Raw genomic sequence first — 16,906 nt, forward strand, 5'->3', positions numbered from 1 at the left:
CTGCGGCACCAGGCCAGCCAGCGCATGGGGCAGTTGCATAGACAGCCCACGCGCCTGGACCTGCGGATCTGCAAAGACCTGCGCCAAATCATTGATTGGCCCGCACGGCACGCCAACCGCCTCCAGCTGCGACACCCACTCAGCCGTAGTCTTGAAAACTGTTGCCTGCCTTATAAGGGGCACCAGCACTGCGCGATTGGCGACACGCTGCTTGTTACTCGCAAAACGCGGGTCATCACTCCACTCGGGCCGACCAGCCACTTCAGCAAACTTGCGAAACTGACTGTCGTTACCCACCGTAAGGATGAAGTCGCCATCGGCCGTAGGAAAATCCTGATACGGCACGATATTAGGATGAGCATTGCCAAGGCGCTGCGCAGCGACACCTGTAGTCAGATAGTTCATCGCCTGATTCGCCAGGCAAGCCACCTGCACATCCAGCAGCGCCATATCAATATGCTGACCGCGGCCACCCTGCTGCCGATGGGCCAGGGCCGCCAGAATTGCCACCGTCGAGTAAAGACCAGTCAATATATCCGTCAGCGCCACACCAACCTTTACCGGCCCCGCACCCTCGTCGCCCTCAGGCCGACCAGTCAAACTCATCAGGCCGCCCAGACCCTGAATCATAAAGTCATACCCGGCCCGCTTGGCGTAAGGCCCGGTCTGTCCAAACCCGGTAATCGAGCAGTAGATCAACTCTGGATTCAACGCCTTGAGCGACCCATAGTCCAACCCGTAGGCCTCCAGCCCGCCAACCTTGAAGTTTTCGATCAAGATGTCGGACTTCGCAGCCAGTTCTCGCACCAGTCGCTGACCTTCCGGCTTGGTGAAGTCGATCGTCACTGACTGCTTGTTACGATTGGCCGACAGGTAATACGCTGCCTCCCCCGTACTCTCGCCATACGCATCCTTCAGGAACGGCGGCCCCCAGGCACGTGTGTCATCACCATTGCCGGGGCGCTCGACCTTGATGACCTCAGCCCCGAGGTCAGCAAGTATCTGCCCCGCCCACGGCCCGGCGAGAACCCGCGACAAATCCAGCACCCGCAAATGCGACAAAGCACCCATGAGCCGAGCTCCTGTTAATAGAACGCCTGAAGACCGGTCTGCGCACGCCCAAGAATCAAGGCATGCACGTCATGCGTCCCTTCATAGGTATTCACTACTTCCAGGTTGACCAGGTGACGCGCCACGCCGAACTCATCGGAAATACCGTTGCCGCCCAACATGTCGCGAGCCATACGGGCGATATCCAGCGACTTGCCGCACGAGTTGCGCTTCATGATCGATGTAATCTCCACCGCCGCAGTGCCTTCATCCTTCATCCGCCCCAGACGCAGGCAGCCTTGCAACGCCAGGGTAATCTCGGTCTGCATGTCAGCCAGCTTTTTCTGAATCAGCTGAGTCGCTGCCAAAGGCCGCCCAAATTGATGGCGATCCAGGGTGTACTGACGCGCGGTGTGCCAGCAGAACTCGGCAGCACCCAATGCACCCCACGAGATCCCGTAACGCGCCGAGTTGAGGCAAGTAAAAGGCCCCTTCAGACCGCGAACATCCGGAAAGATATTCTCTTGAGGCACAAACACGTTATCCATAACGATTTCGCCCGTGATGGATGCACGCAAACCAACCTTGCCGTGAATCGCAGGCGTGCTCAGACCCTTCCAGCCTTTTTCCAGAACAAAGCCACGAATGTCGCCTTCATCATCCTTGGCCCAAACCACAAACACATCCGCGATCGGGCTGTTGGTGATCCACATCTTGCTGCCCGTCAGGCTGTAGCCGCCATCCACAGAGCGAGCACGGGTAATCATCGCACCCGGGTCGGAACCATGGTTCGGCTCTGTCAGACCAAAGCAGCCAATCCATTCACCCGAGGCCAGCTTGGGAAGATACTTCTGCTTCTGCGCCTCAGTACCAAACTCATTGATCGGAACCATCACCAGAGACGACTGCACGCTCATCATTGAGCGATAACCCGAGTCGACCCGCTCTACTTCACGGGCAATCAGACCGTAGCTGACATAGTTCAGACCGCTGCCGCCGTACTGCTCAGGGATCATCGCCCCCAGCAAACCTGTCTCACCCATCTCACGAAAGATCGCCGGGTCGGTCTTCTCATTACGGAAAGCTTCAAGAACACGCGGCGCCAGCTTGTCCTGGGCAAATTGCTCAGCGCTGTCGCGCACCATGCGCTCCTCTTCAGTCAGTTGCTGATCCAGCAACAGTGGATCAATCCAGTTGAAGCTTGCTTTACCCGCCATCAGAGAACCCTCGTGAAATAGATCAAATGTCGTAGATCGATCCTAGGCCGCCCTTAATAGAAGGACAAACGAGGATTACGCACCCTGTTGTGATAATTTCTCACTCTGTAGCCGATGAAAAAGCCATTTATGGCCGTCTTTAGTGAGGATGTCGTACATGCGCCGCAAAATCCCCAGCACCACAGCCCTGATCAGCTTTGAGGCAGCGGCGCGCCACGAAAGCTTCACCAAGGCCGCACAAGAACTATCTCTCACCCAAGGGGCCATTTGCCGACAGATAGCCAGCCTCGAATCGTTCATTGGCGTAGAACTGTTCAGACGCTCCAAACGCGGGGTAAAGCTGACCGAAGCTGGCCTTTCCTACAGTCGGCGGGTTGCAACTCAACTGGATGCAGTAGAACGGGACACCCTGTCCGTCATGGGCCAACAAGGCGCCAACACCATTGAACTGGCCCTTGTCCCTACCTTCGGCACGCAATGGCTGCTACCCCGCCTGAAGGACTTTCAGCAACAACACCCGGACGTCACGGTCAACCTGACCAACCGAACACGCCCCTTCCTGTTCGCCGACACCGATTTTGACGCGGCCATCTACTTCGGTGATGCCGACTGGTCCGGCACATCGTCCTACCGCCTGATGGGTGAAAACCCGGTACCGGTATGCAGCCCTTCTTTACTGGGTGCAGCCCAACATCTGAGCGCAGAAACCCTCGCAGAACTGCCCCTGCTGCAACAAACCACTCGCCCCTACGCCTGGCGACAGTGGTTTAACGCACAGGACATGAACGTGCCACGCGACATGACCGGCGCACGTTATGAGCTTTTTTCGATGCTGGCCCAGGCCGCCATGCACGACATGGGGGTAGCCCTGATCCCGCCTTTTCTGATTCAGCGCGAACTGGCCGAGAAGCGCCTGGTAATTGCCAATGAACGCCCGCTTTCCAGCACCAAGGCTTACTACTTAATGATCCCCGAGCGCAAAATTGAATCGGCCTCTCTGCAGGCCTTTCGCGACTGGCTGATCAAGCAGGCCGCGATCTACAGCCTTACCTGACTCCCCGCATCGTCCGGACAAACTATGTAGTGACGCATAAAAAAGCACTACATATATAAGCAAATGTCGCTATTTTACACTCGTTACTTTTGTCTAACTGGACAAACCTGCAAGGCAGTAACCACGCGGCCTGCAGGGTATTTCCGAAAGTTATGCTGCGATAACCAAAAGAAATCTGAAAAAAACTCAAAAACCCCCTCAAATCATTACAGGCCATGTATTCAAAGGGCTGCAGCTGACCCTTGCGACATTCGGTCACTGCATGACTTGTAGTTAATATCCCGTCACCCTCCATAAGTTCTTGAAGGCCAAAAAAATCGACGGCAGAATGCCCCGCCCCACCTGCATTCAGGCGGGGTCGTGCTGATCGGCCGCCCCAGATGCACCACCCGTAGTGCGCTGGCTTTCTTATAAAAGATCACGCAGGAGATATGACGTGCACATTGGTGTTCCTCTCGAAACCCAACCGGGTGAAACGCGGGTTGCTGCAACCCCCGAAACCATCAAGAAGCTGATCGGCCAAGGCCATAAGGTGACTGTTCAAAGTGGCGCCGGTGTTAATGCCAGCGTTATTGACAGCGCCTATGAAGCTGCAGGCGCGACTATTGGCAGCGCCACAGATGCATTCAGCGCCGAGCTGATTCTGAAAGTCGTCGCCCCGAACGACAGCGAACTGGCCCTGATCAGTAGCGGCACCGTACTGATTGGCATGCTCAACCCGTTCAGCAATGAAACCATTGCCAAACTGGCCGAACGCGGGATCACCGCCTTCTCTCTTGAAGCCGCCCCCCGTACATCCCGTGCGCAAAGTCTTGATGTGCTGTCATCCCAGGCCAACATTGCCGGTTACAAGGCAGTTCTGGTCGCCGCTCACCACTATCCGCGCTTCATGCCGATGCTGATGACCGCCGCCGGAACCGTTAAAGCTGCACGGGTGCTGATCCTGGGTGCCGGTGTTGCGGGTCTGCAGGCGATTGCCACCGCCAAGCGCCTGGGTGCCGTCATCGAAGCGTCGGATGTACGACCTGCGGTTAAAGAGCAGATCGAATCCCTGGGCGCCAAATTTGTCGACGTACCCTACGAAACCGACGAAGAACGCGAATGCGCCGTCGGCGTCGGCGGTTATGCCCGACCAATGCCTGCCAGCTGGATGCAGCGCCAGGCTCTGGCCGTTCACGAACGCGCCAAGCAGGCCGACATTGTTATCACCACCGCACTGATTCCGGGACGCAAGGCACCTGTGTTGCTGAGTGCAGAAACCGTCGCGCAAATGAAGCCCGGTTCTGTGGTCATCGATCTGGCAGCGGCCCAGGGCGGCAACTGCCCGCTGACCGTTGCCGACCAGGTCGTGGTCGAGCACGGGGTCACCATCGTCGGCTACACCAACCTGCCTGCCATGGTTGCCGCAGACGCCTCCGCGCTCTACGCCCGCAACCTGCTGGACTTCCTCAAGCTGGTCTTCACCCCTGAAGGGCAGTTCCAGATCAACCTTGAAGACGACATCGTCGCCGCGTGCCTGATGTGCCGCGACGGTCAAGTCGTGCGCAAAAACGGCTGAGGATAAAAACATGGAAGAGCTCATCTCCCCCGGTATCTACAACCTGATCATCTTCGTGCTGGCTATCTATGTCGGTTATCACGTGGTCTGGAACGTAACCCCTGCATTGCACACGCCCCTGATGGCCGTCACCAACGCCATCTCCGCCATTGTGATCGTGGGCGCCATGCTTGCCGCCGCACTGACGGTCACGCCACTGGGTAAAACCATGGGCACCCTGGCGGTCGCACTGGCAGCCGTAAACGTATTCGGTGGATTTTTGGTCACCCGGCGCATGCTGGAAATGTTCAAGAAGAAAGCACCTAAAGCCAAAGAAGAGGTGCGCAAGCCATGAGCATGAACCTGGTCACTGTTCTTTATCTGGTTGCATCGATCTGCTTTATTCAGGCGCTGAAAGGCCTGTCGCACCCGACCACCTCACGCCGCGGCAACTTCTTCGGCATGCTTGGCATGGGTCTGGCGGTAATCACCACCGTCGGCCTGATCTACAAACTGGGCAGCGAAATTGCGACCGCAGGCATCGGCTACGTGATTGTCGGCCTGCTGGTAGGCGGCACCGCAGGCTCGATCATGGCCAAACGTGTCGAAATGACCAAAATGCCTGAGCTGGTCGCTTTCATGCACAGCATGATCGGCCTCGCGGCAGTCTTCATTGCCATCGCTGCAGTGGTAGAGCCGCAATCGCTGGGCATCGTCAAACATCTGGGCGACGCCATCCCTGCCGGTAACCGTCTGGAACTGTTCCTCGGCGCGGCCATCGGTGCCATTACCTTCTCCGGTTCGGTCATCGCCTTCGGCAAGCTCTCGGGCAAATACAAGTTCCGCCTGTTCCAGGGCGCACCGGTACAGTTCAACGGTCAACACAAACTGAATCTGGTACTGGGCCTGGCCACGCTGGCACTGGGCATCACCTTTATGCTGACCGGCAACCTCAATGCCTTCGCACTGATGCTGGCATTGGCGTTCGTACTGGGCGTGCTGATCATCATCCCGATTGGCGGCGCCGACATGCCGGTCGTGGTCTCGATGCTTAACAGCTACTCCGGCTGGGCAGCGGCAGGCATCGGCTTCTCGCTGAACAACTCGATGCTGATCATTGCCGGCTCGCTGGTCGGCTCTTCGGGTGCGATCCTGTCGTACATCATGTGCAAGGCGATGAACCGCTCGTTCTTCAACGTGATCCTCGGCGGCTTCGGTGGCGCAGTCGATACCGCAGGCCCGGCAGGCTCGAAAGAAGCGCGCCCGGTGAAATCCGGCTCGGCTGACGACGCCACGTTCCTGCTGATGAACGCCGACACCGTGATCATCGTCCCGGGCTATGGCCTGGCTGTGGCACGGGCCCAGCATGCACTTAAAGAACTGACCGAGAAGCTGACCCATCGCGGCGTGACCGTGAAGTACGCCATTCACCCGGTAGCGGGCCGCATGCCCGGCCACATGAACGTACTGCTGGCCGAGGCAGAAGTGCCTTACGACCAGGTGTTCGAGATGGAAGACATCAACTCCGAGTTCGGCCAGGCCGACGTGGTGCTGGTACTGGGCGCCAACGACGTGGTCAACCCGGCGGCCAAGAACGATCCTAAATCGCCGATTGCCGGCATGCCGATCCTCGAAGCCTATAAAGCCAAAACCGTCATCGTTAACAAACGGTCCATGGCTAGCGGCTATGCCGGTCTGGATAACGAATTGTTTTATCTGGATAAAACAATGATGGTCTTCGGCGACGCGAAGAAAGTTATTGAAGATATGGTTAAAGCGGTCGAGTAACATCCCCGCCCCTGCAACACCGAGAACCCCGGAGCTGAATTGGCCGGGGTTTTTCTATTTATAAAGAACCCGACCAAAGGCTCTAAATCGGCCGCTGGCATTCGACCATGGTAGCGGGACGAAAGGCTCTGAAAATGAATAGACTGCGCCTCTTGCTTCCGTTGCCCGAGATAACAATCCATGTACCGTGAACGTATTCGCCTAACTTCCCTACACGACAAGGTCATGAGCGCCGCAGAAGCCGCCGACCTTATCAAAGACGGCATGACCGTCGGCATGAGCGGTTTTACCCGTGCCGGCGAAGCCAAGGCCGTCCCCCAGGCATTGGCCGAACGCGCCAAGCTGTCGCCGCTGAAAATCACCCTGATGACCGGCGCCAGCCTGGGCAACGACCTCGACAAGCAATTGACTGAAGCCGGCGTACTGGCTCGGCGCATGCCGTTCCAGGTCGACAGCACCCTGCGCAAGGCCATTAACGCCGGCGAAGTGATGTTCATCGATCAGCATTTGTCCGAAACCGTCGAGCAATTGCGCAACAAGCAACTGACCCTGCCGGACATCGCCGTTATCGAGGCCGTCGCAATTACCGAGCAAGGTCATATCGTTCCAACGACCTCCGTAGGCAATTCCGCCAGCTTCGCGATTTTCGCCAAACAGGTGATTGTCGAAATCAACATGGCGCACAACCCGAATCTGGAAGGTCTGCACGACATCTACATTCCGACCTACCGTCCGACGCGTACACCGATCCCGCTGGTCAAAGTCGACGACCGCATCGGTAGCACCGCGATCCCGATCCCGGCGGAAAAAATCGTCGCCATCGTGATCACCAACAAGCCGGACTCTCCGTCCACCGTGTCCGAGCCGGACAGCGAAACCGACGGTATCGCCTTCCACCTGATCAATTTCCTCAAGCAGGAAGTTGAAGAAGGGCGCATGACCAACAAGCTTGGTCCGCTGCAGGCAGGCATCGGCAACATTGCCAATGCGGTAATGTGCGGCCTGATCGACTCGCCGTTCGAAGACCTGACCATGTACTCCGAAGTACTGCAGGACTCGACCTTCGATCTGATCGACGCTGGCAAGATGAGCTTTGCTTCGGGCAGCTCGATCACCCTGTCCAGCCGTCGCAATGCCGACGTGTTCGGCAACCTCGAGCGCTACAAGGACAAACTGGTCCTGCGCCCGCAAGAGATCTCCAATCACCCGGAAGTGGTTCGCCGCCTGGGCATCATCGGAATCAACACCGCACTCGAGTTCGACATCTACGGCAACGTCAACTCCACCCACGTTTGCGGCACGCGGATGATGAACGGCATCGGTGGCTCGGGTGACTTCGCCCGCAACGCACACCTGGCGATCTTCGTTACCAAGTCGATTGCCAAAGCCGGAGCTATTTCCAGCGTTGTGCCGATGGTCAGCCACGTCGACCACACCGAGCACGACGTCGACATCCTGGTCACCGAGCAGGGCCTGGCCGACCTGCGTGGCCTGGCCCCACGCGAGCGCGCACGGGTCATCATCGACAACTGCGTGCACCCGGACTTCCGCGAAGCGCTGAACGATTACTTCAACAAAGCCTGCGCTATTGGCGGCCACACGCCGCACATACTGCGTGAAGCCCTGAGCTGGCATATCAACCTCGAAGAAACCGGGAAAATGCTGCCGTAACTCCCGTTCTAGACAGCCGCTGACAAAAAACACTATTTGCCAGCGGCTTTTTTTGGCGTAAATTTCAAAAACTGTACTACTGTACCGGTCAATTCATGGCCCTTCCCCGCCTTCCCCCTGCCAAAACAGTCCGTTTCGCACCACATTGGTGCTGACAGGTACAGTTGTGCTCATTTATGGCCGTACAGCACCCCTAAACAGTTAACTGGCCCATCGCAATACAGTTGAACTGTATCTACTGTGTATGGACACAGAAGAGGATCATTGGCATCAGTTAAACCACTAGCCAATGCCGCCACAAGCGGAAGGATGCCGTCATGGAACGTACACTCAGTTCCGATCTGTTCAACGAAAGCAACACAGTAAACAACCAGGCTTCCATGCCTTTGCGCGTTCTTGCCAACTTGATGTTGTGGCAGCGCCGAATCTCCAGCCGCCATCAACTGGCTCGCCTGGACTCGCGTCTTCTGGCTGATGCCGGGATTAGCGAAGCACAGCGTTACGAAGAGCTGAGCAAGCCGTTCTGGCGCTAATGAGCGCTCGCTGGCCCTGACCACCGGTCTATCGCCAGCACCCTGAATTGAAAAAACAGAACCCGTCGCGGATTACCGCTGACGGGTTTTGTCGTTTATGGGGCGAATTTTTAAGAGGCCATAGCCAGACAGGTACAGCTTCTAAAAACATTAAAACAGACAGGTACAGTTACACAAATACTTGATCCAAAGCACTTTGCGTACTCCAATCGGCAAAACATCCTTTGCTCAGCGCTGCCCTGCGCCTACTATTCGAGCCATAAGCGTCTATTTTAATAAGCTCATGTTTTGGAGTCTCACCATGCCCACCCTTCGTCTGTTTAGCGCCGCTGCCTTGCTGACCCTTGCTGCAAGCGCCAATGCCTCAAGCTTTATCGTTACCACCGATAGCATCGTGGGCACCCTCAAGGCCACTTCCGACCTGACGTCCGACGCCACCGGTTCGTTCCGCGACAACAAGATCGTGCGTGCTGCACGTGACGACGCCGCCAGCTTTGTAGCCAGCGAAGGAACCATTCGCGGTGTGAAACTGGAAAGCGCATTCGAGGCCATCCGCCAGCAAGCACCACAGTTGCAGGCCACCGACGCTCAACTGGCCCAGGCAATCCTGACCATTTGATTTTCGGATACGCCTGCCCCCTGTGGGGCAGGCTTGCCCGCAGAAGAAACACTGCGCTGCGCCGCTTCATGAAGAACCCCGCCTCGCGCTGGCTCTGCCCCGGCCATTACGCTAGCCTTGAGTCTCATTCCAACTGCCTCGAGACCCATGCGCTTTTCCTCTTTAGCTCTGCTTGCACTCTGCTGGACACACACAGCCCATGCCTTCGATCTGACCACCCAGAATGTGGTGCTCAGTGGTTACGTCACCAGTAAAGTGACGTCCGCGCCCTTTGATCACAAACTGATACGTGCCGCCCAGGATGATGCTGGCGTCTTCATTGCCAGTGACGGCCAACTGCGAGGAGCGCAGCTGGAATCTGCCTTGCGCTGCCTGCGCCGGAGTCATCCAGAATTGAGTGTCAGCGACCTTGAACTGGCACAAGCAATTCTCGTCCAATAAATACCCGCATTTTCTGGAGATGTTTCATGCGTAGCCCTTTAATTGTCGCGACCCTGGGTCTTTTGCTGCTCGCCGACGTGGCACAGGCACAGACCCTGGTCCAGACCAGCAACATCATTGTGCGGGCCTTTGGCCGCACCATTGACTTCACCTCGGACACCACCACCTCGATCCGCGACTCCAAAGTCGTGCGCGAGGCTCAGGATGACGCCGCCACTTTCGTTGCCAGCCAGGGCGACATTCGCGGTGTGCAGCTGGAATCAGCCTTCAGCACCCTGCGTGAGCGTGTCCCCGAAGCCCGTACCGCCAGCGACCAGGTCCTCGCCGAAGCCATACTCGCACTGTGAGGCGGTTAACGCGCTGGTTCTTCGTTTGTGGCCTGCTGCTTGCGGGCAGTGCCCAGGCCGCTCTGCATCTGCAACTCAAGACCGAAGGCCTGAGCCCGGCTGAACAACAGGCCAGCCAGGCTCTGCTGGACGAGGCCATGCAGAGCCTGCCACCGCGTTTTATCGAGCAGCTGGACCGACAGATTCTGGTGGGCTGGACCGATGACATGCCAAGCAATGCCTACGGCCAGGCGTCGCTGGTGTCAGAGCTGGACCTCAATCGCAAGCTGCTGGCCGGGCTGACCGACGGTTCTGCCGCCACCCTGCAGACCAACCGTCCCCACGGCACCGTGCGCCGGGAAATGCTCGCCACTGTGCTGCACGAACTGACCCACATCTACGACCGCGCCCGACTCTGGCCCGCCGCAGAGCGCAGCCTGATCCTGCGCTGCAGCAGACAAAGCAACAGCTCCGGAATCATTGGCCTGCCCGATCAATGCCGCGGCCAGACCGAACGCCGCTTCACCCTCAGCGATGATCCACGGCTGCTCGACCTGGCCGGCTGGCAGCAATATGTCGGACGCCGTGGCGAGCGCGAGCAAGACAACCACCAGATCGTTCGCAGCCCGGACCTTTACGAAGTCACCAACCCCAAAGAGTTTGTAGCGGTCAACATGGAGTACTTCCTCCTCGACCCGGCCTACGCCTGTCGCCGCCCAGCCCTCTACCGCTACTACAAGGCGCATTTCGGCTGGGCCCCGGCGGCCAGGGACGAATGCCCCAAAGGCTTCGCCTTCCTCAACGCCGGTAACGACTTTGCCCTGCAGCCCCTGGGCACCGTCGACCCGGAGCGGGTCTACGCCGTCGACTACCTGCTGGCCGAGGCCAACCAGGAGTGGGCCAGCCGCTGGGGCCACAGCATGCTGCGCCTGGTGATCTGCGCCCCCGGACGCCCGCGCGGCCCGGACTGTCGCCTCGACCTGCAAGAACACCTGGTTCTGTCCTACCGGGCATTCGTCAATGACGTACAGCTTTCAAGCTGGGACGGCCTGACCGGGGCTTACCCGTCACGCTTGTTTGTGTTGCCACTGGCCCAGGTTATCGACGAATACACCAAGACCGAACTGCGCAGCCTGGCTTCGGTGCCGCTCAAGTTGAGCCGCCCCGAAATTGAAGAAGTGGTTGAGCACGCTGCCGAGATGCACTGGAGCTATGACGGCAACTATTACTTCATCTCCAACAACTGCGCGGTGGAAACCCTGAAGCTGCTGCGCAGCGGTAGCGACAATAGCCAGCTCAAAGGGCTCGACAGCATCGTGCCCAATGGCCTGCTTGAAGTGCTTGAGGGCCGCGGGCTGGCCGACACCAGCGTGCTGGAGGATCCGAAAGAGGCCCTGCGCCTGGGTTACCGGTTTGACTCCTACCGCGACCGCTATCAAGCCATGTTCGACGTGCTCAAAACCCGCCTGCCAATCAAACAGACCACGGTTGAAGACTGGCTGGCCCTGAATGCCGACGAACGCCGGCCGTGGATCGAGAAGGCGGACCTGCGCTCGAGTGCTGCGCTGTTATTGCTTGAGCAGGCCAGCTTTCGTCGACAACTGCTGCTGGCCCAGGACGAGGTCAAGCAAAAGTACCTGGGCGCCCGCGGGCTCAAGGATGGCGGCATGGATAAAGCCAATAAAACCCTGCAGCAGATTCTCGCCACCAGCGGCTTTCTCAGCCGCCCGGCCGAGTTGCTCGGCAGCAGTGGTTATGGCCTGCCGCAAGCCAAAGAGTGGGAAGTGCTCCAGTCCGAAAGCAGCCAGCGCCAGCAGCAACTGCTGCGCCTGACCACTGACCTGGACCAGGAAGTGCGCGGCCTGCTTGAACCGGCCCGGGCGGCGGAAATTGCTGCCACCGAAGCCAACGTCAAACAGATCGGCGAGCACTTGCGGGCGATTCATAAAGCGTCAGGCGGGTTGCAACTGCCCTGATTCTGCTAACCCCCCCTGCAGGAGCGAGCTCTTTAGCCTGGCTGAAAACAGCTCGCTCCTGCAGGACTTGCCCGGCGTATCTCAGGCTCCCGGCACAAAGTGCTTCTGCACGGTGCCGTGGGCGATCAGCCGCGAGAGGTAGTTCATTTTCTCGGCATCCTGATCGACAAAGCGGAACGTCAGTTGCAACCAGTCACTGTCCGGCCTGGGCTCGTAAGCCACGATGGCATGCAGATAGCCATTGAGGCGCGCAACCTCGGCGTTCTCGCCCTGCTCAAGGTCCAGTACCGCACTGGCCAATACCTGAGGCAGCACTTCACCGCGACGCACCACCAGCAGCGCTTCCTTGAGGCTCAGGGCCTTGATCACGCACGCCTGGGTGCCGCTGGCCAGGCGCAGCTGCCCTTGACCCCGACCAGCCGGCACCTGAGCGGCAGGTTTTGCTGCTGGCGCCACCGGACGTGCAGCCGCAGCAGGAGCCGGGGTGATTACTTGGGCCTTGCCACCGGTCAGTGCATTCAGCGAGTCGTTACCGAAGGCGCTGCTCAAGCGTGCAGGTGCACTGCTCATCACGGCATCCAGCAAACCCGCCTTGGCAAAAGCCTTCTTCACCTTGGTCAACAACTGCTCGTTGGTGAAGGGCTTGCTGACAAAGTCTGAGACCCCGGCCTGAATCGCCTGAATCACATTTTCCTTGTCCCCGCGGCTGGTCACCATAATGAACGGCAGGGTTTTCAGATGATCCTGCTCACGGCACCAGGTCAGCAGTTCAAGGCCGGACATCTCCGGCATTTCCCAGTCGCACAGCACCAGATCGAAAGTCTCACGGGTCAGCAATGCCTGGGCTTTACGGCCATTGACTGCGTCTTCGGTCCTGATGCCCGGAAAATAGTTACGCAGGCAATTTTTAACCAGATCGCGAATAAACGACGCGTCATCCACCACCAGCACACTGACCTTGCTCATCGACTGCTCCTTTAAAATCCTGACCACCCTGCCCGCATTCAAAGCAATGTGCCAAGACCGACAGGCACCCCAACGGCATTAACGTTCGCAGAGCGCCTTGAATATGAATGCCAAAAACCAAAACGCCCGGCTAGAGCCGGGCGTTTTTTATCTCAGGCAGTCTTATTTATCGTCAGCAGACTGCACAACATTAGCTTTATCACCGCCTGTGCCTTCAACTTCTTCGCGCATGCGCTTGAGGCCCATGTGCCGCACGTCCGTGCCGCGCACCAGATAAATCACCAGCTCGGAGATATTGCGCGCATGGTCGCCAATACGCTCCAGCGAACGCAGAACCCAGATGATGCTCAACACACGCGAGATCGAACGCGGGTCCTCCATCATGTAAGTGGCCAGTTCGCGCAGTGCGGTCTTGTACTCGCGATCGATGATTTTGTCGTACTGGGCTACCGACAGCGCGAGGTCGGCATCGAAGCGGGCGAACGCATCCAGTGCATCACGCACCATGTTGCGTACCTGATCGCCGATGTGCCGCACTTCGACATAACCCCGGGGCGCCTCACCTTCTTCACACAGCTGAATGGCACGGCGAGCGATCTTGGTCGCTTCGTCACCGATGCGCTCCAGGTCGATCACTGACTTGGAGATACTGATGATCAGGCGCAGGTCAGAGGCTGCCGGCTGGCGACGGGCCAGAATGCGCAGGCATTCTTCGTCGATGTTGCGCTCCATCTGATTGATCTGATCGTCTATCTCGCGCACCTGTTGGGCCAGGCCCGAGTCGGCCTCGATCAACGCCGTGACGGCATCGTTGACCTGTTTCTCCACCAGGCCGCCCATAGCCAGCAAGTGACTGCGTACGTCTTCGAGTTCCGCGTTGAACTGCGCGGAAATGTGATGGGTGAGGCCATCCTTTGAAATCATGGTTTTGCTCCGCAAAAGCTTCAAGCGACCAGCTTCAAGCTGCAAGTTGATTGTGTCGTTACGCCAAACTGCATTTACTTGCCGCTTGAGGCCAACGGCTGCAGCTGCTGCTAGCCATAGCGCCCGGTGATGTAGTCTTCGGTCTGTTTCTTGGCCGGGTTGGTGAACAAGGTATCGGTGTCGCCGTACTCAACCATCTTGCCCATGTACATGAACGCGGTGTAGTCCGAAACCCGGGCTGCCTGCTGCATGTTGTGGGTCACGATCACGATGGTGAACTTGGACTTGAGCTCGTAGATCAGCTCTTCGACTTTCAGGGTCGAGATCGGGTCGAGTGCCGAGCACGGCTCATCGAGCAGCAGTACTTCAGGCTCAACTGCGATGGTACGGGCAATCACCAGACGCTGTTGCTGGCCGCCGGACAGACCCAGGGCCGACTCGTGCAGACGGTCCTTGACCTCATCCCACAGCGCCGCGCCCTTGAGTGCCCACTCTACCGCTTCGTCGAGCACGCGCTTTTTGTTGATGCCCTGGATCCGCAGACCGTAGACCACGTTTTCGTAGATGGTCTTGGGGAACGGGTTGGGTTTCTGGAACACCATGCCGACGCGCCGACGCAACTCGGCCACATCCTCGCCCTTGCGGTAGATGTTGTTGCCGTACAGGTTGATCTCGCCCTCGACACGGCAACCGTCCACCAGATCGTTCATCCGGTTGAAGGTGCGCAGCAAGGTGGACTTGCCGCAACCCGACGGGCCGATAAACGCGGTAACCCGTTGCTTGGGGATGTTCAGGCTGACGTCGAACAGCGCCTGTTTTTCACCGTAGTAAAGGTTCAGGCCCGGTACTTCAATGGCGACGGCTTCGTCAGCCAGGCTCAGGCTCTGTTTGCTGCGGCCCAGGGCTGACATGTTGATGCCGTGGGTGGGAGATTCATGCTGCATGGGTTGCTCCATACGCTAAAAATTCATTTCGCTTACCTCTGGCCGCTTATCAGGGCCAGAGGTTTACATGATTATTGTGGGAGCCGGCTTGCCGGCGATCCGGACAACGCGGTGTACATCTGAACCGTCGCGATGCCATCGCTGGCAAGCTCCCACATGACCCTTACGTGTATCAATCAGCTTTCCAGCGCCTTGTACTTCTCGCGCAGGTGGTTACGAATCCATACCGCCGACAAGTTAAGCGTTGCGATCACCAGTACCAGCAGCAGCGCGGTGGCGTATACCAGCGGGCGTGCGGCTTCGACATTGGGGCTCTGGAAGCCCACGTCATAAATATGGAAGCCCAGGTGCATGATCTTCTGGTCAAGGTGCAGGTACGGATAGTTGCCATCCAGCGGCAGCGACGGGGCCAGCTTGACCACGCCCACCAGCATCAGCGGCGCCACTTCACCGGCCGCACGGGCCACCGCGAGGATCATGCCGGTCATCATGGCCGGGCTGGCCATCGGCAGCACGATCTTCCACAAGGTCTCGGATTTGGTGGCACCCAGCGCCAGCGAGCCTTCGCGAACGGTACGCGGAATACGCGCCAGCCCTTCTTCAGTGGCCACGATCACCACCGGCACCGCCAGCAGCGCCAGGGTCAGCGAGGCCCACATCAGGCCCGGCGTACCAAAGGTCGGCGCCGGCAGTGCTTCGGCGAAGAACAGCCGGTCCACCGAGCCGCCCAATACATACACAAAGAAGCCCAGCCCAAACACGCCGTACACAATGGCCGGGACACCGGCCAGGTTGTTGACCGCAATGCGGATCACCCGGGTCAGGGTGTTTTGCTTGGCATATTCGCGCAGATACACCGCCGCCAGCACCCCGAACGGCGTGACGATCACGGCCATGATCAGGGTCATCATCACGGTGCCGAAAATTGCCGGGAAGATCCCGCCTTCAGTGTTGGCTTCACGGGGGTCCTGAGTGAGGAACTCCCAGATATTGCTGAAATACATCCCCAGCTTCTGCCAGCTGTTCATCGCGTTCGGCTGGTAGGCCTTGACCACCTTGCCGATGCTGATTTCCAGCTCTTTACCGTTGGCGTCGCGGGCCGTGAGGCTGTCGCGATTGAACTGCGCGTGCAAGTCCCCCAAACGCTCTTCGATGGCTTTGTAGCGGGCGTTCAGTTCGGCCCGTTCCGACTCCATGTCAGCTTGCGCTTGCGGGGTGAGCTTGCCGTCCAGCTCCAGCTTGCGACCATGCAGGCGGATACGCTCCAGCCCGTAGTTGATCGCACCGATGTCTTTCTTTTCCAGCTGGCTGAGTTGTGCCGCCAGTTCATTGATACGTTTGACCCGGGCTTGCAGTTCAGGCCAGGCCGCAGCACCTTCGGCGATTACTTTGCCGTTTTCTTTCACGTTGACCAGATAGCCGTAAAAATTGCCCCATTCGCGGCGCTCGATGGCCATCAGCTCCGGCGGCGTGGACTGGTTGGTCAGCCACTCGCCGACCACCCAAGTGAAGTCGTTGCCGTTCAGGTCACGGTTACCGACCTTGATCAGCTCCCGCGTCATGAACTCGGGGCCTTGATCGGGCACCGGCAGGCCGGCGCTTTTAAGACGCTCGCGCGGTACTTCTTCCTTTTGCACCACCTCGCCGATCAGCACGTGATTGGCATTACCCGGTACGTCGTACTGCGCGTGCACCAGGTCTGCCGGCCAGAAGTGACCCAGACCACGCACCGCGATGACCGACAACAAACCGATGGTCATGATGACCGCGATGGAAACCGCACCACCGCTGATCCAGACGCCGGGAGCGCCGCTCTTGAACCAACCTTTGAGGGAGTTCTGTTTCACAGACTTCTACCTT

Annotated in this window: 16 protein-coding genes (1 of these 16 running past the window's edge); 10 read left to right on the forward strand and 6 right to left on the reverse strand. The window is 58.5% G+C overall.

Going from position 1 to position 16,906, the window contains the following annotated elements:
- Together JQ848_RS22120 and JQ848_RS22125 are read right to left on the reverse strand one after the other, a co-directional pair.
- Nucleotides 1–1,071, reverse strand: partial view of a CaiB/BaiF CoA transferase family protein gene (locus JQ848_RS22120; RefSeq protein WP_003438165.1) — the 5' portion only. The gene continues 150 nt to the left of window position 1, outside the view; only the first 1,071 of its 1,221 coding nucleotides appear in the window; its start codon is at nt 1,069–1,071; its stop codon lies beyond the left edge, outside the window.
- Between the two features lie 14 nt (nt 1,072–1,085).
- Nucleotides 1,086–2,267, reverse strand: a complete 1,182-nt coding sequence (locus JQ848_RS22125; protein ID WP_003438163.1) for an acyl-CoA dehydrogenase — start codon at nt 2,265–2,267, stop codon at nt 1,086–1,088.
- 157 nt (nt 2,268–2,424) lie between these two features.
- Here JQ848_RS22125 and JQ848_RS22130 point away from each other — a divergent pair, with 157 nt between their 5' ends.
- From JQ848_RS22130 to JQ848_RS22175, 10 genes are all read left to right on the forward strand, one after another.
- Entirely contained in the window at nt 2,425–3,321 is an 897-nt protein-coding gene (locus tag JQ848_RS22130; RefSeq protein ID WP_010657074.1) for a LysR family transcriptional regulator, read from the forward strand.
- 436 nt (nt 3,322–3,757) lie between these two features.
- A complete protein-coding gene (locus JQ848_RS22135) occupies nt 3,758–4,879 on the forward strand; it encodes a Re/Si-specific NAD(P)(+) transhydrogenase subunit alpha (protein WP_202211197.1) in 1,122 nt (373 codons plus the stop codon).
- Between the two features lie 10 nt (nt 4,880–4,889).
- Nucleotides 4,890–5,213, forward strand: coding sequence for an NAD(P) transhydrogenase subunit alpha part 2 (locus tag JQ848_RS22140; RefSeq protein ID WP_003438157.1), 324 nt, complete (start codon nt 4,890–4,892; stop codon nt 5,211–5,213).
- On the forward strand, nt 5,210–6,646 hold the full coding sequence (locus tag JQ848_RS22145) for an NAD(P)(+) transhydrogenase (Re/Si-specific) subunit beta (RefSeq protein WP_003438156.1): 1,437 nt from the start codon (nt 5,210–5,212) through the stop codon (nt 6,644–6,646). The genes JQ848_RS22140 and JQ848_RS22145 overlap by 4 nt, the downstream gene beginning before the upstream one ends.
- Nucleotides 6,647–6,826: 180 nt before the next feature.
- The gene (locus JQ848_RS22150; protein WP_003438154.1) at nt 6,827–8,317 is read left to right on the forward strand and encodes an acetyl-CoA hydrolase/transferase family protein; all 1,491 of its coding nucleotides are present in this window, start codon (nt 6,827–6,829) and stop codon (nt 8,315–8,317) included.
- A 317-nt stretch (nt 8,318–8,634) separates the two neighbouring features.
- Complete coding sequence (locus tag JQ848_RS22155) at nt 8,635–8,850, forward strand: DUF1127 domain-containing protein (RefSeq protein WP_003438153.1); 216 nt, start codon at nt 8,635–8,637, stop codon at nt 8,848–8,850.
- A gap of 301 nt (nt 8,851–9,151) precedes the next feature.
- On the forward strand, nt 9,152–9,469 hold the full coding sequence (locus JQ848_RS22160; RefSeq protein ID WP_003438151.1) for a DUF2388 domain-containing protein: 318 nt from the start codon (nt 9,152–9,154) through the stop codon (nt 9,467–9,469).
- Between the two features lie 147 nt (nt 9,470–9,616).
- Nucleotides 9,617–9,910 carry a DUF2388 domain-containing protein gene (locus JQ848_RS22165; RefSeq protein WP_003438149.1) on the forward strand — a complete coding sequence of 98 codons (294 nt, stop codon included), beginning with the start codon at nt 9,617–9,619 and terminating at the stop codon, nt 9,908–9,910.
- A 26-nt stretch (nt 9,911–9,936) separates the two neighbouring features.
- Complete coding sequence (locus tag JQ848_RS22170) at nt 9,937–10,257, forward strand: DUF2388 domain-containing protein (RefSeq protein WP_010657071.1); 321 nt, start codon at nt 9,937–9,939, stop codon at nt 10,255–10,257.
- A complete protein-coding gene (locus JQ848_RS22175; RefSeq protein ID WP_003438146.1) occupies nt 10,254–12,212 on the forward strand; it encodes a DUF7844 domain-containing protein in 1,959 nt (652 codons plus the stop codon). The genes JQ848_RS22170 and JQ848_RS22175 overlap by 4 nt, the downstream gene beginning before the upstream one ends.
- A gap of 81 nt (nt 12,213–12,293) precedes the next feature.
- On the opposite strand, the gene JQ848_RS22180 is transcribed toward JQ848_RS22175, so the two are convergent.
- From JQ848_RS22180 to pstA, 4 genes are all read right to left on the reverse strand, one after another.
- A complete protein-coding gene (locus JQ848_RS22180) occupies nt 12,294–13,178 on the reverse strand; it encodes a response regulator (protein WP_010657070.1) in 885 nt (294 codons plus the stop codon).
- Nucleotides 13,179–13,340: 162 nt separating this feature from the next.
- Complete coding sequence (phoU, locus tag JQ848_RS22185) at nt 13,341–14,102, reverse strand: phosphate signaling complex protein PhoU (protein ID WP_003438141.1); 762 nt, start codon at nt 14,100–14,102, stop codon at nt 13,341–13,343.
- 110 nt (nt 14,103–14,212) lie between these two features.
- Complete coding sequence (pstB, locus tag JQ848_RS22190) at nt 14,213–15,046, reverse strand: phosphate ABC transporter ATP-binding protein PstB (RefSeq protein WP_003438139.1); 834 nt, start codon at nt 15,044–15,046, stop codon at nt 14,213–14,215.
- A 176-nt stretch (nt 15,047–15,222) separates the two neighbouring features.
- The gene (gene pstA / locus JQ848_RS22195) at nt 15,223–16,893 is read right to left on the reverse strand and encodes a phosphate ABC transporter permease PstA (RefSeq protein ID WP_003438137.1); all 1,671 of its coding nucleotides are present in this window, start codon (nt 16,891–16,893) and stop codon (nt 15,223–15,225) included.
- Nucleotides 16,894–16,906: the final 13 nt, after the last annotated feature.

The sequence above is a fragment of the Pseudomonas paraversuta genome (assembly GCF_904067025.1).
In the GTDB taxonomy this organism is placed as follows: domain Bacteria; phylum Pseudomonadota; class Gammaproteobacteria; order Pseudomonadales; family Pseudomonadaceae; genus Aquipseudomonas; species Aquipseudomonas paraversuta.